The sequence below is a fragment of the Acinetobacter sp. TY1 genome (assembly GCF_048551395.1).
Classification (GTDB): domain Bacteria; phylum Pseudomonadota; class Gammaproteobacteria; order Pseudomonadales; family Moraxellaceae; genus Acinetobacter.
The window spans coordinates 46,854-72,770 of the sequence record NZ_JBLYZK010000005.1; the positions used below are offsets into that span (position 1 = coordinate 46,854).

28 protein-coding genes and 1 tRNA gene are annotated in these 25,917 nt (G+C 38.4%); 16 read left to right on the plus strand and 13 right to left on the minus strand.

Annotation, left to right across the window (positions count from 1 at the left end; translation table 11 throughout):
* Window positions 1-49: 49 nt before the first annotated feature.
* The 10 genes from iscX to der all read left to right on the plus strand — a co-directional run bounded on the left by iscX (window position 50) and on the right by der (window position 9,716).
* A complete protein-coding gene (gene iscX / locus ACK2M2_RS04755) occupies window positions 50-250 on the plus strand; it encodes a Fe-S cluster assembly protein IscX (protein ID WP_409510801.1) in 201 nt (66 codons plus the stop codon).
* A gap of 110 nt (window positions 251-360) precedes the next feature.
* On the plus strand, window positions 361-792 hold the full coding sequence (gene ndk / locus ACK2M2_RS04760) for a nucleoside-diphosphate kinase (protein WP_409510802.1): 432 nt from the start codon (window positions 361-363) through the stop codon (window positions 790-792).
* Window positions 793-969: 177 nt separating this feature from the next.
* Window positions 970-2,205: a 23S rRNA (adenine(2503)-C(2))-methyltransferase RlmN gene (rlmN, locus tag ACK2M2_RS04765; protein ID WP_409510803.1), complete on the plus strand. Its 1,236-nt coding sequence runs from the start codon at window positions 970-972 to the stop codon at window positions 2,203-2,205.
* Between the two features lie 51 nt (window positions 2,206-2,256).
* Entirely contained in the window at window positions 2,257-3,039 is a 783-nt protein-coding gene (gene pilW, locus ACK2M2_RS04770) for a type IV pilus biogenesis/stability protein PilW (RefSeq protein WP_419346462.1), read from the plus strand.
* Entirely contained in the window at window positions 3,030-3,821 is a 792-nt protein-coding gene (locus ACK2M2_RS04775) for a helix-turn-helix domain-containing protein (protein ID WP_409510805.1), read from the plus strand. Before pilW ends, ACK2M2_RS04775 begins: the two co-directional genes overlap by 10 nt.
* Window positions 3,822-3,844: 23 nt before the next feature.
* The gene (gene ispG / locus ACK2M2_RS04780; protein WP_409510806.1) at window positions 3,845-4,960 is read left to right on the plus strand and encodes a flavodoxin-dependent (E)-4-hydroxy-3-methylbut-2-enyl-diphosphate synthase; all 1,116 of its coding nucleotides are present in this window, start codon (window positions 3,845-3,847) and stop codon (window positions 4,958-4,960) included.
* Between the two features lie 7 nt (window positions 4,961-4,967).
* On the plus strand, window positions 4,968-6,263 hold the full coding sequence (hisS, locus tag ACK2M2_RS04785) for a histidine--tRNA ligase (protein WP_419346334.1): 1,296 nt from the start codon (window positions 4,968-4,970) through the stop codon (window positions 6,261-6,263).
* Window positions 6,264-6,290: 27 nt separating this feature from the next.
* A complete protein-coding gene (locus ACK2M2_RS04790; RefSeq protein ID WP_419346336.1) occupies window positions 6,291-6,992 on the plus strand; it encodes a YfgM family protein in 702 nt (233 codons plus the stop codon).
* Window positions 6,992-8,140 carry an outer membrane protein assembly factor BamB gene (bamB, locus tag ACK2M2_RS04795; RefSeq protein WP_419346338.1) on the plus strand — a complete coding sequence of 383 codons (1,149 nt, stop codon included), beginning with the start codon at window positions 6,992-6,994 and terminating at the stop codon, window positions 8,138-8,140. The genes ACK2M2_RS04790 and bamB overlap by 1 nt, the downstream gene beginning before the upstream one ends.
* A 166-nt stretch (window positions 8,141-8,306) precedes the next feature.
* A complete protein-coding gene (gene der, locus ACK2M2_RS04800) occupies window positions 8,307-9,716 on the plus strand; it encodes a ribosome biogenesis GTPase Der (RefSeq protein WP_409510810.1) in 1,410 nt (469 codons plus the stop codon).
* 65 nt (window positions 9,717-9,781) lie between these two features.
* Here der and ACK2M2_RS04805 read toward each other — a convergent pair whose 3' ends face one another.
* Together ACK2M2_RS04805 and ACK2M2_RS04810 are read right to left on the minus strand one after the other, a co-directional pair.
* A complete protein-coding gene (locus ACK2M2_RS04805; RefSeq protein ID WP_419346340.1) occupies window positions 9,782-9,931 on the minus strand; it encodes a hypothetical protein in 150 nt (49 codons plus the stop codon).
* Window positions 9,932-9,995: 64 nt separating this feature from the next.
* Window positions 9,996-10,355, minus strand: a complete 360-nt coding sequence (locus ACK2M2_RS04810) for a hypothetical protein (protein WP_419346341.1) — start codon at window positions 10,353-10,355, stop codon at window positions 9,996-9,998.
* 300 nt (window positions 10,356-10,655) lie between these two features.
* Here ACK2M2_RS04810 and ACK2M2_RS04815 point away from each other — a divergent pair, with 300 nt between their 5' ends.
* Window positions 10,656-11,312: a 4'-phosphopantetheinyl transferase family protein gene (locus tag ACK2M2_RS04815; protein WP_409510812.1), complete on the plus strand. Its 657-nt coding sequence runs from the start codon at window positions 10,656-10,658 to the stop codon at window positions 11,310-11,312.
* Window positions 11,313-11,380: 68 nt separating this feature from the next.
* Here the strand turns inward: ACK2M2_RS04815 and secF are convergent, their stop codons facing one another.
* From secF to queA, 9 genes are all read right to left on the minus strand, one after another.
* Complete coding sequence (gene secF, locus ACK2M2_RS04820; RefSeq protein ID WP_409510928.1) at window positions 11,381-12,358, minus strand: protein translocase subunit SecF; 978 nt, start codon at window positions 12,356-12,358, stop codon at window positions 11,381-11,383.
* 8 nt (window positions 12,359-12,366) lie between these two features.
* Entirely contained in the window at window positions 12,367-14,268 is a 1,902-nt protein-coding gene (secD, locus tag ACK2M2_RS04825) for a protein translocase subunit SecD (RefSeq protein ID WP_419346343.1), read from the minus strand.
* Between the two features lie 52 nt (window positions 14,269-14,320).
* Window positions 14,321-14,647, minus strand: a complete 327-nt coding sequence (gene yajC / locus ACK2M2_RS04830; protein WP_409510814.1) for a preprotein translocase subunit YajC — start codon at window positions 14,645-14,647, stop codon at window positions 14,321-14,323.
* A 178-nt stretch (window positions 14,648-14,825) separates the two neighbouring features.
* Window positions 14,826-15,956 (minus strand): tRNA guanosine(34) transglycosylase Tgt, encoded by a 1,131-nt coding sequence (tgt, locus tag ACK2M2_RS04835; protein WP_419346345.1) that lies wholly within the window; start codon window positions 15,954-15,956, stop codon window positions 14,826-14,828.
* Window positions 15,957-16,279: 323 nt separating this feature from the next.
* Complete coding sequence (locus ACK2M2_RS04840; protein ID WP_419346347.1) at window positions 16,280-17,101, minus strand: DUF4303 domain-containing protein; 822 nt, start codon at window positions 17,099-17,101, stop codon at window positions 16,280-16,282.
* A 95-nt stretch (window positions 17,102-17,196) separates the two neighbouring features.
* Window positions 17,197-17,763, minus strand: a complete 567-nt coding sequence (locus tag ACK2M2_RS04845) for a LemA family protein (protein ID WP_419346349.1) — start codon at window positions 17,761-17,763, stop codon at window positions 17,197-17,199.
* Between the two features lie 56 nt (window positions 17,764-17,819).
* Window positions 17,820-18,845, minus strand: a complete 1,026-nt coding sequence (locus ACK2M2_RS04850) for a hypothetical protein (RefSeq protein ID WP_409510818.1) — start codon at window positions 18,843-18,845, stop codon at window positions 17,820-17,822.
* Between the two features lie 190 nt (window positions 18,846-19,035).
* Entirely contained in the window at window positions 19,036-20,094 is a 1,059-nt protein-coding gene (locus ACK2M2_RS04855; protein WP_419346350.1) for a hypothetical protein, read from the minus strand.
* A gap of 214 nt (window positions 20,095-20,308) precedes the next feature.
* Entirely contained in the window at window positions 20,309-21,343 is a 1,035-nt protein-coding gene (queA, locus tag ACK2M2_RS04860) for a tRNA preQ1(34) S-adenosylmethionine ribosyltransferase-isomerase QueA (protein WP_419346352.1), read from the minus strand.
* A 171-nt stretch (window positions 21,344-21,514) separates the two neighbouring features.
* Between queA and ACK2M2_RS04865 the strand changes: the two genes are divergently transcribed.
* The 4 genes from ACK2M2_RS04865 (at window position 21,515) to ACK2M2_RS04880 (ending at window position 23,622) form a co-directional block, all read left to right on the plus strand.
* A tRNA-Leu gene (locus ACK2M2_RS04865) sits at window positions 21,515-21,601 on the plus strand.
* Window positions 21,602-21,765: 164 nt separating this feature from the next.
* Window positions 21,766-22,476: a DUF2939 domain-containing protein gene (locus ACK2M2_RS04870; RefSeq protein ID WP_419346354.1), complete on the plus strand. Its 711-nt coding sequence runs from the start codon at window positions 21,766-21,768 to the stop codon at window positions 22,474-22,476.
* A gap of 49 nt (window positions 22,477-22,525) precedes the next feature.
* Window positions 22,526-22,921, plus strand: a complete 396-nt coding sequence (locus ACK2M2_RS04875; RefSeq protein WP_419346356.1) for a hypothetical protein — start codon at window positions 22,526-22,528, stop codon at window positions 22,919-22,921.
* A 56-nt stretch (window positions 22,922-22,977) separates the two neighbouring features.
* Window positions 22,978-23,622: a hypothetical protein gene (locus ACK2M2_RS04880; RefSeq protein WP_409510823.1), complete on the plus strand. Its 645-nt coding sequence runs from the start codon at window positions 22,978-22,980 to the stop codon at window positions 23,620-23,622.
* 76 nt (window positions 23,623-23,698) lie between these two features.
* On the opposite strand, the gene ACK2M2_RS04885 is transcribed toward ACK2M2_RS04880, so the two are convergent.
* Together ACK2M2_RS04885 and ACK2M2_RS04890 are read right to left on the minus strand one after the other, a co-directional pair.
* On the minus strand, window positions 23,699-24,892 hold the full coding sequence (locus tag ACK2M2_RS04885) for an MFS transporter (protein ID WP_409510824.1): 1,194 nt from the start codon (window positions 24,890-24,892) through the stop codon (window positions 23,699-23,701).
* Between the two features lie 20 nt (window positions 24,893-24,912).
* Window positions 24,913-25,350, minus strand: coding sequence for a RidA family protein (locus ACK2M2_RS04890; protein ID WP_419346358.1), 438 nt, complete (start codon window positions 25,348-25,350; stop codon window positions 24,913-24,915).
* Window positions 25,351-25,421: 71 nt separating this feature from the next.
* Here ACK2M2_RS04890 and soxR point away from each other — a divergent pair, with 71 nt between their 5' ends.
* Window positions 25,422-25,913: a redox-sensitive transcriptional activator SoxR gene (gene soxR, locus ACK2M2_RS04895; protein WP_419346360.1), complete on the plus strand. Its 492-nt coding sequence runs from the start codon at window positions 25,422-25,424 to the stop codon at window positions 25,911-25,913.
* Window positions 25,914-25,917 lie beyond the last annotated feature (4 nt).

Here is a 25,917-nt window from a genome sequence, read left to right on the forward strand (position 1 = left end):
GACCATAAATTTGCTAAAGTAGTAGCGCTTAAAACTACAGGAAATTGCTATGGGCTTACGTTGGACAGATACGCTTGATATCGCCATTGAACTTTTAGAAGCACACCCCGATGTCGATCCACAATGGGTACGTTTTACCGATATGCATGCTTGGATTTGCGCATTGCCTAATTTCACCGATGATCCGACTAAATCGACTGAAGGTTTGCTTGAAGGTATTCAAATGGCATGGATTGACGAAGCAAATTAATCAATCTGTCTAAAAAAACTTATTTTTTACACATCAAACGCAGAAAAAAGCATTTTATACCGTTATAATGCGCAAAATTTTCGTGTCAATTTGACTTAAGGAGCCTATCAATGGCTATTGAACGTACTTTATCTATCGTAAAACCAGATGCTGTTGGCAATAACAACATTGGTGACATTTTCTCTCGTTTCGAAAAAGCGGGTCTTAAAATTGTTGCAACTAAAATGAAACAGCTTTCTAAAGCTGAAGCTGAAGGTTTTTATGCTGAACACAAAGAACGTGGTTTCTTTGGTGATTTAGTTGCGTTCATGACTTCTGGTCCAGTTGTTGTTTCAGTTCTTGAAGGCGAGAACGCAGTTCTTGCTCACCGTGAAATTTTAGGCGCTACAAACCCTAAAGAAGCTGCTCCTGGTACTATCCGTGCAGATTTCGCTGTAAGCATCGATGAAAATGCTGCTCACGGTTCTGACTCTGTAGCTTCTGCTGATCGTGAAGTTAACTACTTCTTCGCTCAAACTGAAGTTTGCCCACGTACTCGTTAATTCGAACTGCGTTAGGTCTGCTGAACGTCAAAATCGTGTTTCACGATTTATAAATTGTTAACAGACCAAGAACCAGATAAGTGATATAATACTTGTCTGGTTTTTTTATTCCTTTAAAATATTATCCGCTTATATATTGAGCATCTTTCATCTCCCAGCATGGTTTAGGTACTACACATGAATTCTGAAGTTGTCGCTTCATCATCAACATTTGATGAACAACAGCAAGCACCATTAAAGTCTGCACAGATCAATCCTGTTCAGAAAGTGAATTTATTGGGAATGTCCCGTGCGCAGCTGGAAAAGTTTTTTGAAGATATGGGTGAGAAAAAATTCCGCGCAGGTCAGGTGATGAAATGGGTACATCAGTTCTTTGTGACTGATTTTGCTGAAATGAGTAATATTTCAGGAAAGTTGCGTGAGAAATTAGAAAAAATTGCTGAAATTAAAGCACCCGAAGTTGTTCATAAAAATTATTCTAAAGATGGTACTCGTAAGTGGGTCTTTCGTGTCGGAGAGGGTGCGGGCTCTCTTGTAGAAACTGTATTGATTCCTGCGGAACACCGCTCAGGATTGCGTCGTACTTTGTGTATTTCTTCACAAGTAGGTTGTGCACTTGACTGTTCATTTTGCTCGACAGGTAAGCAGGGTTTTCAACGTGATTTAACGCCAGATGAAATTATTGGACAGTTATGGGTTGCAAACTATTCTTATATGGAAGATGTTCCTGTTGCAGATCGTGAACGTTCAGTGACTAATGTCGTGATGATGGGTATGGGCGAGCCTTTGCTCAACTATGATGCTGTGCTCAGTTCAATGCATATTATGCTTGATGACTTTGCTTATGGTATGTCTAAGCGCCGTGTAACACTTTCAACGTCTGGCGTTGTGCCTAAAATTGATCAATTGGTGAAAGATATTGATGTTGCTTTGGCAATTTCATTGCATGCACCAAATGATGAACTTCGTAATGAATTGGTTCCAATCAATAAAAAATATCCATTAGAAAAACTTATTGCAGCATGTCAGCGTTATATTGCCAAAGATGGTAATGAAAGTTCCCGTAAGCATGTGACGATCGAATATGTGATGTTAGAAGGCGTTAATGATCAGCCTGAACATGCACAGCAAATGATTAAGTTACTGAAAAACTTACCAAGTAAAATTAACCTCATTCCATTTAATCCATTTCCACATGCACCTTATGGTCGTTCAAGCCGAAATCGTATTATTTCTTTCCAAAAAACTTTGTCTGATGCTGGATTTGTGTGTACGATTCGTCAGACGCGCGGTGATGATATTGATGCAGCATGTGGGCAACTTGTTGGACAGGTTGCGGATCGTACCCGCCGTGCAGAACAATGGAAGAAAAAAGTTGAAGAACAGAATGTAATTATACGATCACAAGGTTAAATTTTTTGGGGGCTGATTTTGCATATATTTGGATATAAAAAAACAGGTTTAATGATTGCAATATGTGTTGCTGCAATGCATATGCAGGGTTGTCAAACCACAACATCCGGTACGATTGTTAAAAAAGACCCCGAAAAAGCAGCCAAAGTTAGAACGCAACTTGCAGCAGAATATATTCGTACAGGCGATTTAGATGCTGCTAAACGCGCTTTAGATCAGGCACTTGAAGCGGAATCACGAGATGCAACAGCCAACATGATGATGGGGGTGTTGTTGCAACAAGAAGGTAGTAAGGAAAATATGGAAAAGGCTGATGCTTATTTTAAGCGAGCCCTTTCGATAGATCCTAAAGATGCCCAAGCGCGTAATAATTATGGTACGTACTTGTATCAGATGGGGCGCTATAATGAAGCTATTGAACAACTAAGTATAGCGGGAACAACTTTAGGGTATGAACAACGTTATCGTGCGTTAGAAAACTTAGGGCGGATCTATTTAAAGGTTGGTGATGTTGCAAATGCTGAAAAAACATTCAAGCAAGCACTGACTGTAAATCGCGATTCTGTTGTATCAATGTTAGAGTTATCCGAAATTTTCTATTTACAGCGTAATATACCGTCTGCCACTCAGCTTTACGAACAATATGTTCGTGTGATGGGGCAGAAAAACCTAAGCCCTCGGGCACTTTGGATTGGGCTGCGTATTGCGCGGGCCAATAATGACACGATGGGAATGCAGGTGCTAGTGAATCAGCTCCGTGCATTATTTCCAGAAAGTCAGGAATATAAACGCTATTTGCAATTACAGTACAGTACTGAGGCCGTATGGAAGTAAATCCGAATTCACAGCAACCTACTGGTTCAAATGCAGTACAGAACTCTTTGGGCAATGTTCAACGTCCTGGAGAATATCTGCGCCAGATCAGAGTTTCACAGATTCGTGATATTAATGATGTTGCTGCTGATTTAAAGATGCCATTAAAAACGTTACAGGCATTAGAACAGGACGATTATAAGAGTTTGCCAGAAGCGACCTTTATTAAAGGTTACTATCGTGCTTATGCAAAATATTTAAAAGTCGATGCTTCAACTATTATTCAACGTTTTGATGATATTTATCAGAATGATACGGGTTTATTACCGAATCATGCTTTAAATAATTCACCTATTAAAATTATGGGTAAATTGCCAGGTTCAAACAGTGATCGTAATAGAAAGTGGCTCAAACGTAGTTTAATTGCAATTATTGCAATTGCTGTGATTTGGGGCGTGATTGCGGCTGTTCAAAATTGGTCATCATCAAAATCTGATGATACCGAGGTAAAACCACAGCAAGAATCTGAAGTTGAAGTGTTGAACTTGAATAATGCGACTTCAGCAACAGGTGAACAGATGGTGTTGAATTTTAGCCATCCGACATCTATACATATTGTGGATAGTACGGGTAAAGTTTTAGCATCAGGTCGTCAGTCATCGACATTGACTTTAAATGGTAACTCACCATTCCAAATTCGTCTTGATGATGCGACAGCTGTATCATTGACTCTAAATAACGAGCAGATTTCATTGTCTCCATATACAGTGAACGGAAAGGCAGAATTCCGTTTGTCTCGTTAATGGACAAAGTGTAGAGCATTATCATGATTGTAAATCCGATCAAACGCCGTCCGACACGTAAAATCCGAGTTGGTTCAGTGTATGTGGGGGGCGATGCCCCAATCAGCATCCAAAGTATGACCAATACTGAAACGTGTGATGTGGATGCAACGGTTGCACAGATTGAACGCTGTGCCGATGTTGGTGCAGACATCATGCGGGTGTCAGTGCCAAGTATGGAAGCTGCGGAAGCGTTTGGTGAAATTCGTAAGCGTTCGCCAGTTCCTTTGGTTGCCGATATTCATTTTGATTATAAAATTGCATTACGTGTTGCCGATTTAGGTGCAGATTGTTTGCGTATTAACCCTGGAAATATTGGCTCAGAAGCCAAAATTCGTGAGGTTGTTGCAGCAGCGCGCCACAATGATATTTCTATGCGTATTGGTGTCAATGCCGGTTCGCTAGAAAAAGACATTCAGAAGAAGTATGGCGAACCGACAGGTCAGGCTTTACTTGAATCTGCTATGCGTCATATTGATATTTTAGACCGTTTGGATTTCCAAGAGTTTAAAATTTCAGTTAAAGCATCTAATGTGTTTTTGACCATGGATGCGTATCGTTTATTGTCGGCACAAATTGATAATCCGCTACATTTGGGTGTAACTGAGGCAGGTGTTTACCGTACAGGTTCAGTCAAGTCTGCGATTGCTTTAGGTGGTCTGCTTATGGAAGGCATTGGTGACACTATGCGTATTTCATTGGCAGCAGAGCCGGAAGAAGAAATTAAGATTGGTTTTGATATTCTAAAATCACTCAGTTTGCGTTCAAACGGGATTAATTTTATTGCTTGTCCAAGTTGTTCACGTCAAGAATTTAACGTGATTCAAGTGATGCAAGCTTTAGAAGAACGTCTTGAAGATGTTCGTACTCCAATGGATGTTTCGGTGATTGGTTGTAAGGTCAATGGTCCAGGTGAAGCCAAAGAAGCAGACATTGGTGTAGTGGGTGCGGCGCCACGTTCATTGGTTTATCGTAATGGTGAAAAGAGCCATTTGATTGATACCAATCAGTTGGTTGATGAAATTGAGGCGATGGTTCGTCAACGTGTTATCGAGCTTGAAGAAGCTAAAGCTAAAGAAATTATTCGTACAAGTTTTTGAGTAAGTCATGAGTTCAATAGTTGCAATTAAAGGTTTTAATGATGTTCTTCCATCTCAGACTGCTGCATGGAGACGTTTAGAACAACATCTCGCATCGTTGATGGATGCTTATGGTTATCAACAAATTCGTTTGCCGATTGTTGAACAAACCAATTTATTCAAACGTTCTATTGGTGATGCAACCGATATTGTTGAAAAGGAAATGTATACATTCCTAGACAAAGGTAATCCACCTGAATCTTTGACTTTGCGTCCTGAAGGTACCGCAGGTTGCGTACGTGCAATGTTGGAACACAACTTACTTCGTGGCGCAAACCCGCGTGTTTGGTATGTGGGTCCAATGTTCCGTTATGAAAAACCGCAAAAAGGTCGTTATCGTCAGTTTCATCAGTTTGGTGTAGAAACTTTTGGTATTGCAACACCAGATCAAGAAGCAGAATTGATTTTGATGACTGCACGTTTGTGGAAACGTATGGGCATTGCGGACAAAGTACAACTTGAATTAAATACACTTGGTGAATCAGCTGAACGTGCTGAATTCCGTGCTGCTTTGGTTGAGTTTTTAACGTCGCATAAAGCTGATCTTGATGAAGATTCTCAGCGCCGTTTAGAGACCAATCCACTGCGTATTTTAGATTCTAAAGATGTGAAAACGCAGCAGATCCTTGAAAATGCACCAAAATTGCATGATTTCATGGGTGAAGAAACACTCGCTCATTTTGAGCAACTCAAACAGTATTTAACTGATGCTGGCGTAGAATTTGTTATTAACCAAAAATTGGTTCGTGGCCTAGATTACTACAATAAAACAGTTTTTGAATGGACAACCACACATTTAGGTTCGCAAGGCACTGTATGTGCAGGCGGACGTTATGACGGTTTGGTTGGTCAACTCAAAGGTAAACCTGATCAATCTGTACCGGCTGTTGGTTTTGCGATGGGCATGGAGCGTTTATTACTTCTTCTTGAGCAACTTGAAGATAATACACCTGTACGTGAATGTGAACTGTTCCTTGTTGCAGATCCAGCATCACAAGGTAAAGCCTTGGTTCTTGCAGAACAAATTCGTGATGAACTCGAAACTGCGAATAGTTCAATCCGCTTGAAAGTGGGCTCTTATGGCTCAATGAAAAGTCAGATGAAAAAAGCAGACCAATCGGGTGCAGTTTATGCTTTAATTCTCGGTGAACGTGAATGGGAAGCACAACAATTTACGGTAAAACAATTGGCTACGGCCGAACAGTTTGACGTTGCCGTAACTGAAGTGGTATCCGTTTTTACAGAAAAATTTTCTTCACAATAAGTCAACCATAAAGGAAAGGGTAGTCACATGAACGCGATGACTGAAGATGAACAACTTGATGGTTTAAAGTCATTTTTCAAAAAATATGGCTCAGCAATGTTGAGTGGAATTTTAATTGCGTTGATTGCCTTTTTCGGTTGGGAATATTGGCAGAAGAAAACGCTAGCAGAAAATCAAGTTCGTACAGCAAAAATCCAACAATTAATTGAAGATGCTAAAGTTGCAGCAACAAATCCTGCGGCTTATAGTGCGTTGGTTGCATCAGCAGATAAATTGGTGAAAGAAAATCCTGATTCAATTCATGCGATTGAGTCACAATTTATTATGGCGCGTATTGCTTATGATAAAGGTGATTATGCAACTGCAGAACGTGAGCTGAAAAAAGTTGAAAATTCAAAGTTAAAAGATGCAGGTATTTTGCAGATTGTAAAATTACGCCTTGCCAATGCACAGCTTGCACAAAAGAAATATGATGAAGCTTTGAAAACCCTTGCAAGTGTCACAGAGCCAGCATTTAAAGCGACAGCCGAAGAAGAAAAAGGTGATATTTATGTTGCTAAAAATGATATTGAAAATGCAAAAAAATCGTATCAAGCTGCATGGGACAGTTTACTTGAACGTAAACAAGAACGTCAGATTTTACAAATTAAACTCGAAAGTGTTGGAATATTAGTAGATGATCCTGAACTTGAACGCCCGGTTCTGGAAACACAAGTGGATGAGTCTTGATGGATATAAAATATAAAATACCGTTTGCATTGGCAATTTTATCGGTTGCAATGGTTGGATGTTCAAGTAACAAAGTTAAAGTTGAAAAAGTAAAACCGAATCCGTTACCAAAATTGGTGCAAGCAACCAGTTTAACTGAAGTATTTTCTCATAAGGTTTCCGCATCTTCTGAGCAAGACCCATTACGTTTACGTTTAGATGTCGATAATGGTGTAGTTTTCGCGATGAATCCTAAAGGTGAAGTTGCAGCATATAAAGGTAAACAGCGTCTTTGGGAAACCAAAGTGACTAAACAAGAGTTGACTTCTGGTGTTGAAGCAGCCGATGGTTTAGTTGTTGTCGCAAGCCGTAAAGGTCAAGTTTTTGCTTTAGATCAACAAACGGGTGAGCAAAAATGGACTGCACAATTGTCTGGTGCAGTGATTAGTCCAGCTTTGATTCAAACAGGACGTGTAATTTTAGTGGCCAATGACGGTACTGTTTTTGCACTCGATGAAGCAACAGGTCAACAAGCTTGGACCTATAAAATGGCAAATGCAGCATTTAGCTTACGTGGTCAAGCATCACCTGTTAGTCTAGATCCTCGTACCATTGCTGTAGCGTCATCAAATGGTTATTTATATGCCATTGATAGTTTAACTGGTGCTCCACGTATGCAGCGCCGTGTTGCAGTGTCTGACGGTCGCTCTGATATTCAGCGCTTGGTTGATATTGATGCTGAGCCTGTTGTTGTAGGTCAGTATGTTGTGACCAATAGCTTCCAAGGACAAGTGACTGTACTTGATTTGGCAGCACAGCGTGTGGCTTGGAGTGTTGATGCAAGTAGTATTAACCGTCCGGAAGTTGCAGAAAATAAAGTTTTTGTTGCACAACGTGATGGCAAATTAAAAGCTTTTGATTTAGCAACAGGCCAAGAGTTGTGGGAAAATGAGCAATTGTTAAACCGTAATTTAAGTAACCCAGTGTTACTCGGACAACAATTGGTGGTTGGAGATTTGGATGGAGTTTTACATCTGATTGATCCAAATACTGGAACTCTTGTAGGGCGTGCGAAAACTAGTGGCGAAGTGCGTACACTACGTGTGCTTGACAACCAATTATTTGTTGCGACACGCAAAGGTGAATTAAGCATTTGGCAGAGTCGTTAATTTTTTAACGGTCTTGTGTTAAACTGAAGACACTATATTCTAAAACTCGGGGTGATTGAAAAATCGATACCCCGTGTTTTTATTTTAGGCATATGCCTGTTTTCTTCCGATACATTTCTGATGTTCAGACCAGTCATACTGGCTGATCTTGAATAAAGGTTATTTTATGAAACCCGTAATTGCGCTCATTGGTCGTCCAAACGTCGGCAAATCAACGTTATTTAACCAGATTACCAAGAGCCGTGATGCCCTCGTTGCTGACTTTGCAGGTCTTACTCGTGACCGTAAATATGGCGACGCTAAGTATGAAAATAAATCTTTCATTGTCGTTGATACTGGGGGTATTGGTGAAAATGAAGGGGGAATCGACTCATATATGGCTGAGCAATCAAAGACTGCCATTAATGAAGCCGATATTATTGTTTTTGTCGTAGATGCTCGTGCTGGATTGTTAGCATCGGATGAGCAAATTGCGCGTGAACTTCGTACGCTAGGTAAAAAAGTTTATTTAGTTGCAAACAAAGTTGACGGCGTACATGCAGAAGCGGCGCTTGTTGAGTTTTACAAACTCGGTATGGGCGAGCCAATGCAAGTGGCGGCTAGTCATGGTCGTGGCGTTCAGCAAATGCTTGAAGAAGTACTTTCTGAAGTTCCAGACGATGAAGATGAAGCGGAACATGATAAGGCAACAGGTTTACGTTTGGCAATCATTGGTCGCCCTAACGTAGGGAAATCTACACTTGTAAATCGTTTGTTGGGTGAAGAGCGTGTTGTTGCGTTTGATGAGCCAGGTACAACACGTGACTCGATTTACATTCCTTATGAGCGTGATGGTCGCCAATACACATTAATTGATACTGCAGGTGTACGCCGTAAAGGTAAAGTAGATGAGATGATTGAGAAATTCTCAATTGTGAAAACGCTACAAGCTATTAAAGATGCACATGTCATTGTGGTTGTTTTAGATGCCCGTGAAGGTGTGGTTGAGCAAGATTTACATTTGATTGGTTATGCACTTGAGGCCGGTCGTGCCATGGTTGTTGCCATCAACAAATGGGATAACATGACTGAATACGATCGCAAACAATGTAAATTGGATGTAGATCGTCGTTTCGATTTTATTCCGTGGGCGAAAGTACACTTAATTTCTGCATTGCACGGTACAGGTGTGGGGGATTTATATCCGTCAATTCATCGTGCCTATGACTCATCGCATTTGAAAGTTTCACCTGCGAAAATTACACAAATTTTGAATGATGCAACTGAAGCACACCAGCCACCAATGGTTGGTGGTCGTCGTATTAAAATGCGTTATGCGCATATGGGCGGGCAAAATCCACCAACGATTGTGGTACATGGTAATAAGGTTGATAAAACCCCTGCAGATTATCGTCGTTATTTAGAAAACGTATTCCGTAAAGTATATAAGCTTGAAGGTACGCCAGTACGTATCGAATTTAAAACGTCTGAAAATCCATTTGAAGGGCGTAAATCAATGATTGATGAGCGTGTTGCAGCACGTAAGCGTCGTTATGTTCAGAAATTTAAGAAAGCTGAAAAGAAATTTAAGCGTTAATTTCATCTTATAGTTGATAAATATAAAAAAGCCTGCAAATGCAGGCTTTTTATATTTATCATGTATTAAAGATTACATTTTTTAGCATTTTGATAAATAGCAATATTTTCAATATTCGCACGTGCAGTCTCTATAGATACTTGTCCAGATGCAACGTTAGCTTGCGCTTGAGCATTGTTGTTCTGACCCGAGAATGAATTTGCTATTTGTCCCATTTTACCTAAGGTTTCAGATTGACCTGAAAATGCATTGAGTGCTGTTCCAGCAACACCTGCCCATTTAGATAGACCAATCTGTACTATTTTGACTAACTGATGTTTCAGATGCTTCTAGTGTGCGTTCGAAAGTTCTTTTTTCCACAGCTAAATCTGTGCAGTCTAGAGACTTTAAGTATCCTGTCGAATAAACACCATTATTCTGATTAGATGTTTGATTATAATGAGAAGCATAGCCTTGATCCGCACGTGCTATAGCAGCATTTGCTTGCGCTTGGCTTTGATTCATTCTTGCTTCAGCTTGATCCATCACGACTGCATTTTGTGCTCCCATGACTGAAGTTGCAACATCAAGCCACCCCTTAGCATATGTACCAATAGATACTAAGCTCATTCCAATAATTAAAATTGTTTTTATCAACATAATAAACTCCCCATGTTGTTGATGTTTTTTTGTACGCTAATGAAATATAATATAAAGCAGAATAATTTGAAATAAATATTTATTATTATCAGTAGGTTGGTTAATTTTCTTAAAGCTAAGGAGTGTATTGGTTATTAATTTTTAATAAAAATACTGTATAGGAATAATTTGTGGTTTTTAGTCAAGCTCGATTGAGCTAAATATATTGGAGGTTAAAGTACAGCGATAGTGATATTGAAAAGATAATCTTTGTAAGTTCTCAGGTAGAATTTAACCCAATATAGAAGGGTAGTCGAATGTATGACAAAGCGAATGATACATATTTATTTTCAAACATTGGCTCAACTGTATCCTTTAAAAAAAGAAGATTTTTTAGATTTAAAGAAGTTTATACAATATAAAAATGCACATATTGCACAAATACGTAATCGGCTTTTATCGGTCCAGCTCAATCAAAATATTTCGGAGAGTGATATTGAGCGAACAGAATATGGTAAACCGTTTCTGAGTAAACAATCTCATTTATTTTTTAATCACTCGCATAGCCAAAAACATTATGTCTTAGCGACAACTTGCAGCGCCCGTGATATTGGTGTGGATATTGAAGATCTAGACCGTAAAGTCCGCTTTGAGGCTTTGGCTAAACATGCTTTTCATCTTGAAGAATATCGAACATGGGAAATGACCGGTTTTGATCCATTGTATTGGTTTAAAGTTTGGACAAGCAAAGAGGCGGTCTTGAAGGCATCAGGGCTGGGGATTCGCCTAAGTTTGAATGAGTTGAATACGCATGCTCATCCCGTGAATGATGGTGGGCGTTGTGAACATCCTTTAATTGGTGTCTTTGCTTATCAAAATTTTAATCTTGGACAGGCAATACTCACTGTTGCTTGGCGCTCGGAAGATTCTTGTAAGGGGTTTGCATTCCCGATTATTCAGATCAATCGGTTGGACTAGTCAGAATTATTGAACGTAATAAAAAACCATCCGAAGATGGTTTTTTATTTAAATTCTATTTGAATGTTTTAGTGTGGAATATGCTCTTCTTCTTCAAATTCAGGTTTAACCTGAACAATGAAATCATTACGATTCAGACCACGCCATAAAGAGAAGGCTGTACCAATATAGATTGAAGAATATGTACCGACAAATACACCGACAAACATCGCAACAGAGAACCATTTTAGGCCATCACCACCCAAAATCATCATAGAAAGAACTACGAGTAATAGGGTCATAGAGGTGTGAATAGTACGTTTTAATGTTTCGGTTAAAGCAATATTGACGATCTCAAGTGGTTCTGCCCCACGAATTTTACGGAAGTTTTCACGGATACGATCTGATACAACAATGTTATCGTTGAGTGAGAAACCGATCAGTGCAAGTACTGCCGCAAGTACCGTTAAGTCAAATGGCCATTGCATTAAAGCGAAAATACCCAATGTTACGATAACATCATGGAGTAATGACAAAACTGCACCAACAGCGAGCTTAAACTCGAAGCGGATAGTCACATAAACAAGCATAAGTAACATTGCAAGGGCAACAGCACCTGCTGAGCGCAAATACAGCTCGTTACCGACCTGACCACCGACAACATCGACTTTATTTACTTCAACCGTATTTCCAGGTAACTGTACAGCTTTAGCAATGGTGTTACTTAAGTCATCTACTTTGACATCATCTTGTGCTGGCATACGCACAATGAGATCACGGTTTGTACCCAAAGTTTGAACCACAGGATCTTTAAAACCTGCGCTAGAAAGTGCTTTACTGACGCTTTCAGGTTTTACAGGCTCACTATAATTCAATTCGGCAGATACACCACCAGTAAAGTCTAAACCTAAATTGAGACCTTTAGTTACAATAAAGAAAATACTCGCGATGGTGAGGATGATCGAGAAAATTGCAGCAGGCTTTGCAATTTTCATGAAATTAATTACATGTTCATCATCTGGACGGCTGTATTGTTTTTGATTTTGTTGAGTCACTTCAGTCATGATTGATCTCCTTAAATGCTCAACTTTTTCAAGTCACGTTTTTTGCCGTAGATCAATTGGACGATTGCACGAGTTACAGTAATAGCTGTAAACATTGAGCAAACGATACCAATCATGAGTGTTACAGCAAAGCCTTTGATCGGGCCTGTACCAATTGCAAACAGAATAAACGCAACCAAGAATGTGGTTAAGTTTGAGTCGAAAATGGTGTTATATGCACGATCATAACCCGCAATAATGGCTTGTTTGGGCGATGCACCCCAACGCATTTCTTCTCGTATTCGCTCACAGATTAGTACGTTGGCATCGACTGCCATACCAATTGTAATGACGATCCCTGCAATCCCTGGTAGGGTGAGTGATGCACCAAGCCAAGACATAACAGTAAGCAGCATCGCAAGGTTAATGACCAATGCAATATCGGCAATAAGACCAAATAAACGGAAGAAAACAATCATCCAAATTGCAACAAGGATGAAACCTACTTGAGTTGAAAGTACACCTTTGTCGATGTTTTCTTGACCAAGACTAGGACCAACCACACGTTCTTCAACGAAGTACATTGGTGCAGCGAGAGCACCAGCACGAAGCATAAGTGCAAGTTCAGCTGCTTCTTGTGGAGAATCTAGACCTGTGATACGGAATTGGGCACCGAGAACGGCTTGAATCGTTGCGGCATTGATGACAACAGACTCTGAGTAGGGTGTACGCACTTGGGTTTGTACGCCAGTCACAGGGTCGGTTACGGTAGTAATTTTCTGTTTATTTTCAATAAACAGTACCGCCATACGTTTGCCCACAGCATTGCGTGTCGCATCTGCCATGAGTTTACCACCAGCATTGTCTAGCGTAATGTTAACTTCTGCACCGCCAGAATCTTGGCTAAAACCACTTGATGCATTTTGAACGCGTTCACCCGTCAAAATACGGTTACGGTTCAAGAGCAACTCACGACCACTATCCAAAGACTCATAAGCAAAAAGCTCAGTCCCAGGAGGCAAAGGCTGACCATTAGATTTACCTGTAGATCGGTCGATATATTGATCATTAAGATCAGAAACAAGACGGAACTCTAGATTCGCTGTACGACCCAAGACACGTTTTGCTTCCGCAGTATCTTGTACACCTGGTAATTCAACTACAATACGGTTGCTACCTTGGCTTTGAACCAATGCTTCAGCTACACCTAACTCATTAATACGGTTACGTAAAGTAGTTAAGTTTTGATCGAGCGCATAGGTTTGAATTTCTTGTTTTGCAGCAGCATTATACGTCAGTTTAAGTGTTGCACCTGATTCAGTTGCAAGTGCTTGCTGATCGTATTTATTTCCATTACGACGTAAGAAATCCATTGCAGCAGAACGATCATCGTTGTTTGCAAACTGGAGGGTAATAACATTATTGTTCAGTGACAGACTATTTAATTTAATTTTATTGTCACGGAAGTCACGACGTAAATCTGTTGCAGAAGTTTCCATGCGCTGTGAAATAGCTTTGTCCATATCTACTTCAAGTAGGAAGTGAACACCACCACGTAAGTCCAAACCAAGCTTCATTGGCTTAGCACCAATTTTTTGTAGCCATTCTGGAGTGGTTGGCGCAAGGTTTAATGCAACAGTATATTCATCGCCTAAACCTGTTGCCAATACAGACTTCGCTTTCAACTGAGCTTCAGATGAATCTAGACGCAATAGGGCAGCATTATTGGAAAAGGTATTGTCATGACTATTGATGCTTTCGCTTTTTAGTATTTGCTCTGCTTTTTGTATAATGGACTGATCAATGACGGTACCTGCCTTGGCACCAGAAATTTGAACAGCAGGTTCATCAGGATACAAACTTGGCAGTGCGTATAATGTACTGACCACTAAAACAATCAGGATCAGTATATATTTCCATGCAGGGTAACGCATTTGCTTTCTTCTTAAAATGAAAAAGTCGTGCTAGGGCACGACTGTTTTATGATTAAAGGTTATTTAAGGTGCCTTCAGGTAAAACTGAAATAACACTTGCACGTTGAATTTTTACTTCGTTGCCACGGTTTAGTTCAACCACTGCAAAATCACCTTCGATTTTAAGGACTTTACCCATTAAACCACCAGCGAAAACAACTTCACTACCTACACCTAAACTTTCAATTAGGGTGCGGTGTTCTTTCGCACGTTTAGCTTGTGGACGCCAAATAAGGAAATAGAAGATTGCAACGAAAACAGCAATCATCAATAAGTTAGCTGTTAAGCCAGGGCCTTGAGCCGCTTCAGCAGCGTGAGCAGTGGAAATAAATAAACTCATTTCAGTTTCCTAAAAGTAAAAAAATCTGTGTCATACAAGGGGATTTTTTCATATTTGATTTAAAAATATGCATTTTCCCCTTAATGATATAAATTGACTTGTTCTGCAATTTACCTTGTCTTTGGATTCAGCGCAAATATTGATAAACGAATATTTACGTTGAATTTATATTGGGGTATTAATCTTCAGGACAAGGGGGAACATCGAGTCCACGACGTTGATAGAAATCTTTGACGTACTCATCAAAAGTTTCATTGTCGAGTGCATCGCGAATGTCTTGGGTAAAACGTTGGTAATAACGTAAGTTGTGAATCGTACCGAGCATTGAAGCAAGCATTTCGCCACATTTTTCAAGATGGAATAAATATGCGCGCGTAAAGTTCGTACAGGTATAACAATCACAGTGTGGATCAAGCGGACGTTGATCATGACGATATTGACTGTTACGAATACGTACCAAACCATCGGTGACAAAATAGTGACCATTACGTGCATTACGTGTTGGCATGACGCAGTCAAACATATCAACGCCACGACGAATCGCTTCAACGATGTCTTCAGGTTTACCCACGCCCATTAAGTAACGTGGCTTATCAGCAGGCATTTTAACCGGTAGATAATCTAAAACCTTGATCATTTCTTCTTTCGGCTCACCGACAGAAAGACCACCAATCGCAAAACCATCAAAATCAATTTCTTTTAAGCCTGCAAGTGATTCTTCACGGAGGTCTTCATACATACCGCCTTGAATAATACCAAATAGGGCATTTCTATTTTTTAAGACATCATGGTGCTGTGTTTTACAGCGCTTTGCCCAACGCAGTGACAGTTGTAAAGATTTTTGAGCTTCTTCATGTGTCGCAGGATAGGGTGTACATTCATCAAAAATCATGACGATGTCAGAATTCAATGTATGTTGAATATCCATTGAAATTTCAGGTGATAAGAAAACTTTAGAACCATCAATAGGCGAGCGGAATGTGACACCTTCTTCTTTGATTTTACGCATTGCACCAAGACTAAAGACTTGGAAGCCGCCTGAATCGGTCAAAATTGGTTTATTCCATTTCATGAAACCATGTAAACCGCCGTGTTCACGGATCACATCTAAACCGGGACGTAGGTAAAGGTGAAATGTATTGCCCAAAATAATTTGTGCTTTGATCTCTTCAAGATCACGAGGTAGCATGCCTTTAACCGTGCCATATGTACCCACAGGCATAAATACAGGGGTTTCAATCACACCATGTTCAAGCGTGAGGCGACCACGACGGGCGCGCCCCGACTGACCTAATTTTTCAAACTTCATAAATAATCCGGATCTAGCGAAAAAACAGTTCGCTGATTAAGCATTGCAAAAAGGGGGCTATTTTCTCTGATTCTAGCGTGAAAAGCCACTATTGCATGTATTTTCATCATAAATGAATTATATGAATCTGACATGAAGGTTGCGTATAAACGCTGTAAAATATGCTTAAATGATGATCTGTATGTTTAAAGTCATTTTATAAAAAAGACAATGGATTGTTTAGTTGACTAAGTAGGTCATCTATAAAGCATATTTTGTTGCAAGTTGAGTTTTTCAATGGGGTGAAAAACTTAACTTGGGAATGCTTTTAGCTGGTGTGCTTTTTAAATATTATAGAACTGTTGGATACGCGCTTGAATATCCCATTTTTGTAGAACCAAATCTCCGCTATCCATAGCAGCAATATCATTGATTAAATGTTGAATATAGGGACTAATTTCAAGGAAATAAGGTTCAAGAGATAGCATATAGGCATGTTGCGCAATTTCCATATCATCATAAGGTTCAATTTCAAGGGCTTGTGCAAGATCAATGAGTAAGTCTTTTTCAATGGTTGTTAGCTTAAGTTTGGTTTTTGGTTTGACAATTTGCTGAGATTTGAGACTTGCAATGGCTTCGTATAATAGCGATGACGATGTATTTAATGCCTCAAGTGATTTAACTGAAAATTCTGGGCTCGTAGGTTTCCAAATAAAAAACAGTACTTGAGCAGATTGTTTTGGCGTGAGTTGAAATATTTCAGATCGTGCAGCACGCATCGCTTCCAAATAAAAAATCAACATATTTTCCTGATCACGCTCAACAGATGTTGTTTGGGTTAGACTTAAACGTGATTGTTGGAAAAAAGTCGCCATTTTATGGCTTAGATAATTGATTCCACCATCAATTTGATGACGATATTGCCATTTTTCTACTAACCATTTATCCCGCTCAGGTAAATATTGAAATTTATTTTCCTGTTCAGTTAGTAAACTTTTTTCAGTCGATACAGTTGTATATTGGGGGCTTAAAAACTCATCTAATACGAGGCTGAAAGCGTAGATATGATGTTCCCGATATTTTTTGTAAAAAGCATCATATTCAGCAATGAGTGCGGTTTTTAATTCGGATATATATTCAGTTTTGTTACTTTGTAAATCGAACATTTCAAATTTCTCAGCCTTATTTTTGTAATATTTAATTTTCGTTATGTATTTTGTGTTATTTGGCTGAGAATGTAAATTGATATACAAAAAATAGCTTAAAAGTTTGGGCGATAATCAAAGTTTTGCATAGCGACAGCATCTGAAAATGGACGGATTGGTTTTTTCGACAGCGTCAATGTATTCACCATATTATTTGGGAAAATTTCAATGGTGTTGTTAAATTCTTCTACATTGCGGTTAAAAATGGTAATTGCAGCACCAACATTTTCATTTTGTTCTTGAATGTCATCCATCATTTTTGCATACAGTGTGTCGGCTTTGAGTTCTGGATAGTTTTCAACGACAACATTTAAGCCTTTCATCATTTCTTGGCTAAGTTTTTCAATATGTTGCAATTGAGAAACATCAGTGTTGTTGATATTTAAATTCATGATCTGTCGACGTAATTCAGTTACTTTTTCTAAAGTCGATTTTTCAAATTGGGTATATTGCGATAAGGTTTGTTCGAGTGTTTCAAGCGTTTTTATTTTTTGGCGTTCAAAATTGGCAACCTCTGCCCAAGCACGTTTGGTTGCATTGAAATAACGTACAATATTATTGCGAATGGAAATGCCCCAAATCGCGAGAAGGACAAAAATACCAATAAAAACCAATAATCCCATTTTGTTATTCCTATAATGTTGTGGTAAATGTTGTTAGCTTTAGTGGAATAAAGCATTTATGAGATAAATTTTAGCATGCTCTGTTTAAATTTTTCATATTCAGGCATGGTTAAGGTGCGTAGATGCCCACGTAAAGTCGAAATATCACGAATTTCACGTTTTCGGTGTGAAACTCGAAGCAGATTTTGATCACCACAATAACAGAAAATATTTTCTTGAAAATGATAAATCAGATCACCGTTATAATCTTCAAAAAAATCACTCAGTTTTAAGGTCTGACTCGGGCTAATAGTTCGAGCGAGTTGATGCTGTTCATAACCGAAAATATTGATTTTTTGATTGACCAAAATATCGCTACTTTGCCATTTTTGATGGTATGGATAGACAAATTGATCGTGTTTATTACTTGCGGCAAAACCAAGTGGTGGCATTTGAAAAATAAACACGCCCCATTGATCCGTATGAATATCTTTGATTTTTTGTTTTTTTAAATCGACACCGTGAATGGAAAGTTCATCGACATAGTGATAGTGAAAGATTAAAACCTGATGTTCAGTACCATCATCATGCCAAGTCGTTGCTGCAAATTGTACTATTTCATTACTCGCATTGCCTTGCGAAAATAGTGGGAATGCTTGACGTAATTTACTCATCACCAAAATAGAATTGGATGTTGTCGTAATATGTCCTGGCATTTTGTTAAAATGTAAATCATAGCGTAACAACATGATGCGCTCTTCAAGAAAAGCAATCACTTCATTAATCGGTTCATCACTTTCATAAATAAGATAAGCCAAAAAACAACACAGTGCGCCTGTACTAAAACTTAAAATAAATGGAATATAGTGATGAATAACCCACCCGAATAAACAGGTCAAAACACCTGAAATAAACAGTAAGCGAGGTAGGTTATTATAAAAATACAGTTCTTTATTATCATTCCAAGGGTGTAAGGCATCTAAAATATCTTGATCTGATTTTGCTTGTTGCCCAATTGTCCAAAGTCGAGCGACATTGTGCATGACCTGTTTGTTTTTATGGGTGGTGACATGCATAAAATGTTGAACAGTATCGATGGGCATAAATTAAAATCGGCTAGAAAAGATCTGAAGTAAAATTGATTATGCGATAAAGCCGAAGAATAAAAAAGCGATTTTGATAGGGTGAGAATATAGGATCATTTTAACGGTAGAGTTGAAAATATAAATTTTTATGCCTCTTACTTAATTGTTCGATTGGTTGGTTTCAATGATAGGGAGTACTATATTTTAACTACGAGCTCAGCTCAGGAATCAACATCTGCATAATGTGTGTCATTTTTTCAAATTCAGTCATCTTTAACTGTAAAAGGCTTTCCGCAAGTTCATGTACGTTACGAATACTTAAATCTTCGGATGAATGTTGTAGAATATTTTTTTTAAATAGCCAACACAGCATGCTTGTTTGAGGATGAACATAAAAATCGCCATGAAAGGATTGCATTGCAGTTTCAAGCGATAAAATATTTTGTGGTGAAAAGAATTTCGCTAAATGCATCTCATCAATACCACTGAGTTGATAGGCTTGGTCAAACTTGATATCCCCCGAAGTCCATTTGACACCTAAACGAGATTGACGTTTTTGCTGACTCGAAATACTCGTACCACGCCCTGGGAATCCCTCAACCATTACACCGTATAAGTCATGATGATCATATGAAATGGTTTCTTTACCATCCTCGTCTTTGTCGACATTTTTATCGACATAATGATAGTTGAATAATATGAATGGATAATCTTTTCCTTGAATGTGCCACTCTCCGTAAATACAGTGTTGAATGTCGTTGGCATGATTACCTAATTGGAAATAGGGGAAACTAAATGGATGGTCAAATTGAGCCCATTTTTGCTGTCTATTTTCATGAGCATTATTTGAGTGATTATCACTAAAGTCATCTATTTCACTATATCTACTTTGCCTAAAATAGATCTGATACTTTCGCTCAAGCCAATAATTTTGCATATGCTTAATTAAATCATCGCGCGCAGAAGTTGAGGTTCGTTTAACAAAAGCATAAATGACCAATCCTATGGAGAGTAGGAGAAATCCATAATGCAAAATAAAAGTGAGAATCAGACAAACCACAGCCAAAGTGATCCATAACATAAAACTGTAATTATGGATTTCAAGATTATTATCACTTTCCCATTCATTAAGTAGGGTATATAAATGCTCAGATGGAGGGGGATTACGCATAATATCTTGCAAGCGTTGAATATTATGCAAGGCAATTTGGTTATTCTGATTTTGTCCTGAAAAGGCATTTTTAAATTGTGTGAAAAATGATGTCATTATTTTTTACTGTGTATTTATACGGAAAATTTGAGATTAAATTATCATGACAGAATAAATTTTACAGGCAAATATTTGTTGGCTTTTATATATTTTTTTAGATGTAAGTTAATAAGCGGATCGTGTGGAGATATTTAAGAATATAGAGTGAATTCTGAAAAGACCAAGCATTGTATTTTTAATGCGTGGCCTTTTTTAAATACAAATATTACGCTTAATTTGCCTGATCAATCAGCATTGCATCGCCATAACTAAAGAAACGATATTGACTGTCTACAGCATGTTTGTAGGCATTTAAAATATTGTCACGGTTAGATAGTGCAGAAACGAGCATGAGTAAAGTTGATTCAGGCAAATGGAAATTGGTAATTAAACGATCTACCACACAGAACTTATAACCTGGATAGATAAAGATTTGTGTATCACCTGTCCATGCGCCAATTTGACCGCCGCATGCCTGTGCGGCACTTTCTGTTGCACGAGTCGCAGTTGTTCCTACAGCAATGACTTTATTGCCACGTGCTTTAGTTTCTTGAATCATTTTTGCAGCATCTTCTGAAACTTCACACCATTCACTGTGCATGATGTGATTTTCAATATCGAGCGTACGTACAGGTAAGAATGTACCTGCACCAACATGTAAAGTGACAAATGTTTTTTGTATGCCCTTATCAGCAAGTTTTTGCAGTAGCTTATCATCAAAATGTAGGCTTGCTGTAGGTGCTGCGACACTTGCTAGTTTGGTCGGATCATTGAAAACGGTTTGATAGCGTTCAGTATCAATTGCTTCCGCATCACGGTTGAAATAGGGTGGAATGGGTAAAGCACCGTATAGATCTAAAACTTTTAAAATAGGCTGTGAAAATTCAACAATAAATAAATTTTCATGACGACCTGTCACCGTGGCTTTAACCGAATCAGGACCAATAAATAGCTCCACACCTGCTTTAGGTGCATTACTTGCTTTAATGTGGCAATGTGCAGTGGTCTGATCAAAAATACGTTCAACCAAAACTTCAACAGCACCGCCAGAAGCACGTTTACCTTTTAAGCGAGCTTTCATGACTTTGGTGTCATTGAGTACCAATAAATCACCTTCTTCAAATAAGTCTAAAATATCGGTGAAGTGGTGATCTTGATAACGACCATCTGCACTTAAGTGCAGAAGTCGAGAAGCACTACGTGTTTCAAGTGGGTAACGGGCAATCAATTCATCGGGAAGGTCAAAATTAAAATCGGACAGTTGCATAGGAGTGGCAGCAAAAACAATAAGAAATACTGCTTTTAGTATAGCGCTTTTTGAAATAAAACGCTGAATTTGGTGGTTTATAATTCAATCTAAAGTATTTTGCTTTAAAAATAAACAAACGTAATTTTAATACGTTGACATGCTTGAGAAAACCGCTATTATACCTCTCATCCCGAGGTGGTGAAATTGGTAGACGCGGTGGATTCAAAATCCACTATCAGAGATGATGTGTCGGTTCGAGTCCGACCCTCGGGACCAATTATTTAAAAAAGCCCTTAAGCATTATAAGACTTAAGGGCTTTTTTATTGCCTAAAAATAAAGATCAATTGATAATAGATAAAACACTTAAGACAATTAGAAATACACAATTTGCTAAACGAATGAATACTGAAGCCAGACTTTACATTCATTGGGGATTAAAATGAATAAGAAAATTATGGGTGTAATCATTGCACTTGTTGTTGTGATCGGTGGTTATTTCTATGCATCACCTTATCTTGTGTTGAATAATATCAAAAGTGCGGTCGAGGTCGGTGATAGCGAGAAGCTTTCGGCATATATTGACTATCCAAGCGTGCGTCAAGGTTTGAAAGATCAATTTAAAGCTAAAATACTGAATGATGTTGCAACAGATAAAACCAATGAATGGCAAGCGTTGGGCGCAAAGTTCGCAAGCACAATGATCGATAAAGTTGTAGATACCATGGTGACACCTAAAGGTGTGACACTACTGTTACAGGGGAAAATTTTTAAAGATGGCTTGATGAGTCCAATGAGTGGAGACAGTCAGTCAAGCGAAAGATTAGGCAAGTCAGACAAGATGGAAACAAGCTCTCGCTATCTTTCAATGAATGTTTTTGAAATATCTGTGAAGAAGCCTAATCAAGAGAAAATGCTTAAGGTGATCATGCATCGTGATGGTTTAAGTTGGAAAGTGAATAAATTGATTTTAGATTTACCTACAGAAAATTTAACACAAAAACAAAATTTTGCTGAGGCACAAAAGTCTGAATTATTACCAATCACTCAGACTTCTGTTGTTGGACAACAGCCTGCACCATCCCTACAAGTAGCATCAGTGTTCAATTTCTCAAAAGTACAACGAGAAAAAAATCATAGAATTTTGTTATGAAAATCCATGTTCAATTGCAAAAATTACGGAGTTTCAGGCACTCAATACAGTGGAAAATGATGTTGAAGTTGAATTATCATTCATCGGAGGTACTAAAGATCGAAATAGTTCGCAGATTAATTGGTCGACAAAATCTGGTAAATTTCAAGTGAGGTGTTCAATTCAACAGCCAGCAGTGCGGTATAGAGATCAGGTTACAATTCTTCCAATCAATAGTAATATCAATGTTATACCTATGAGTATTATGGCGGTTGCTGATCTTTATATGAAAACATGCCATGGCGACTTCAATGGAACTTTGAGAGAGGCTTCTAAGAAGTACGGCTATAATGTACCTGATGATGTTTATGGTCGTTCAGTGATCACAGTAGAAGTCATTGATGTAAAAATTAAAACGAGAAAAATAAGTAAAATAAATATATTTGAGTTTAAAAATAAGTCGTAAATCTCTATGGAACTTCATTTAATATGCTAATTTATAAGAAAATATAAGGAAAAATTATGCAAGTATTAGAAGAGATTTTTAAAAGTAAAAAGCCTGATCATACAGATCAATTTAATTTACGTATTCATCGCGGATTGAGTTGGTTAAAAAAAGCCACAGATCTTGATGATGATCTTGATTTGAAATTTATGAGTTTGTGGGTTGCATTTAATGCCATCTATGCACAAGATTCAGGCTTTATTCAAGATAAGCAAACCTTTCGAGATTTTATGCATAAAGTTTGTCAGGCAGATTTTGAGCATAAAATTTACAATATTCTTTGGGATAAATTTAGTCAATCTATTCGTTTGTTTCTTGAAAATCCTTATGTGTTTCAGCCATTTTGGGATTATCAGAACCAAAAAATTACGCAAACTGCTTGGAAAAAAGACTTTGAAATTGAGCGGGAAAGAGTAAATTTTGCATTACAAGAATACGATACGATTCAAATTTTAATCATTTTGTTTAATCGTCTTTATACATTACGTAACCAAATCATGAATGGCGGTGCAACCTATAACAGCTCGGTAAATCGTAAACAGTTGAAAGATGCGTGTATTATTCTAATTGCACTGATTCCTGCCTTTATTCATATTTTACTCGAAAATTCACAACGTCTAGATTTAGGGCAACCTTTTTATCCTGTTGTTCAGGTGAGTTAATTTTACTGATTTTATAATTTGAATAAAAAAAGCCCAAGAGGGGTGTCTAGGGCTTTTTTTATTGAGCTAAAATGGTCTATTTAGCTATTTTTATGCGTTTTAAATGCAAGGTATCTAATAGTGAGAAAAATGCAGCGGCAAAAACCAATCCGATGCCAGCAATACACGTCATCATCCATCCACCATGTTGCCATGCGTAAACGCCCACTGCGGAACCACATGCACCACCAATAAAATAAGTTGTCATATAAATTGAGTTAATACGTGATTTGGCATCGGGACGTAAACGGAAAATAATATTTTGATTGCTACTGTGAACGGTTGCTAAGCCAAAATTGATAATGCCATAACCTAAGATGTAGCTTATTAATGACTGTCCACCATAGTATAAAAAGACCCAGCTTATTGCGAGAACGGCAATGCCAATCCATGTCAGTGGTAAGGTATAGCCACGGTCTGCAATTCGCCCAATTTTAGTGGTCGATAGTGCACCGAAAACACCAATCAACGTTGCAACACCGACCATAACGTCAGGCAGTTTAAATGGCTCCGATGTGAGTAGTACTGCAATGGTTGAAAATAAAATACTCATCGCAGCAAAAGCACAACCGCCAATAAGCGCACGATACATTAATCTTGGTTCTGCTTTGATGAGTGAACCCATTGATTTAAAAATAGCAAAGTAGCTCATTTTCATCAGTGGAACTTGAGGGAGTCGTGACTTCAACATAAATGCCAAAATAAGCATCATCACGGCGCTGACTAAATAAATGACATTCCATTGGAATAAGTCAGACAATAACCCTGCAAGACTTGTGGAAAGAAGTAACCCAACCAATAAGCCGCTCATCAGGAAACCAACAATTTCACCTGTTTTTTCAGGCTTAACAGCCATTGTGGCGAGTGGGATTAGAACTTGTGCTGCAACTGAGAATAATCCTGTAATGATGGTACCAATCCAAAGCATGGGTAAGTTGACTGCAAATGCGCATAGTAATAATCCGCCCGCAGCACCGAGCATAAGTAAGGGGATAAAACGGGTTTTATTGACAATATCGCCGACAGGGACAATAAATAATAAACCGAGTGCATAGGATACTTGTGCAAATGTGACTGTGAGTGCAACTTGAGATTCGGGAACTTGGTAATACTGTTGAATCGAGTGAATGAGCGGCTGACAATAATAATTCGCTCCAGCACATAAACCACAGGCGATGGCCATGAGCCACAATAAAGACCGATCTTTACTGATATCGATAGAAGATTGCATAAAATTCCTTGCGCAATACGTTATATAGAATAAGCGGTAGCCTCAATTTCAATGAGCATACCTGGTATGGCAAGACACGGAACAGGAATGAGCGTGCAAGCAGGAAAGTCTAATTCTCCCCAATGCTTTTGCATTTCCTGTATTAAAAACTGATGTTTTTCTGGGGTGTGATTCACAACCAAAATTTTTAAAACGGCAATATCAGAAAACTGAGCCTGAACCTGCATAAGTGCGATTTTAATATTGCAAAATGCCTGTTGAGTCTGAGTGGTAAAATTTTCTGATAAAAGTCCTTGTTGGTTTTCACCACCTTGTCCTGAAATGTGAAGTATGCGTGAAAAATTACGTACTTCAGCAATATGACTATACGCAAAAGGTTTCGGATTATAAAGTTTATTTGGGTTAATAAAATTGAGAGCGGTATTATTTTCAGGTGTTGACCTTAAAGTATTCTTCATAACAATTTTTCATGTGGATAGCGTATTTCTGTTATTTTCAAAGCTCAAGTTAACTTGAGGTCAAGAGTTTTATGAGTCAAATAAGTCAGCATTGGATTGGTATTGGTGAATTGGCAGAACGTAGCGGGGTCACTGTGGCTACGTTACGTTTTTATGAAGAAAAAAAATTGATTTGGAGTGTGCGAACTCAAGGAAATCAGCGGCGCTATCAGAGAGCAATGTTAAGACGAGTAGCAATTATTAAAATTGCACAGCAAGTGGGTATTAGTCTGCAACAGGTCAAAGAAGCCTTTGTAGTCTTGCCGCGAAATAAAGCGGCCACTAAGGCAGACTGGCAAAACATGTCACAAAAGTGGCAAGCGCAATTAGATCAACACATTATGCAACTGTTGCAGTTACGGCAACAGTTGGATCAATGCATTGGTTGTGGCTGTTTGTCATTAACACAATGTCCATTGCGTAATCCAGATGATCAGTTTGCTCAAAAATCTTCAGGCGCACATTTTCAAAAGATGCTTTTACAACTTGATCGGATTATTTCAGATCAAGCTGTTGGTGAGTAGGTGA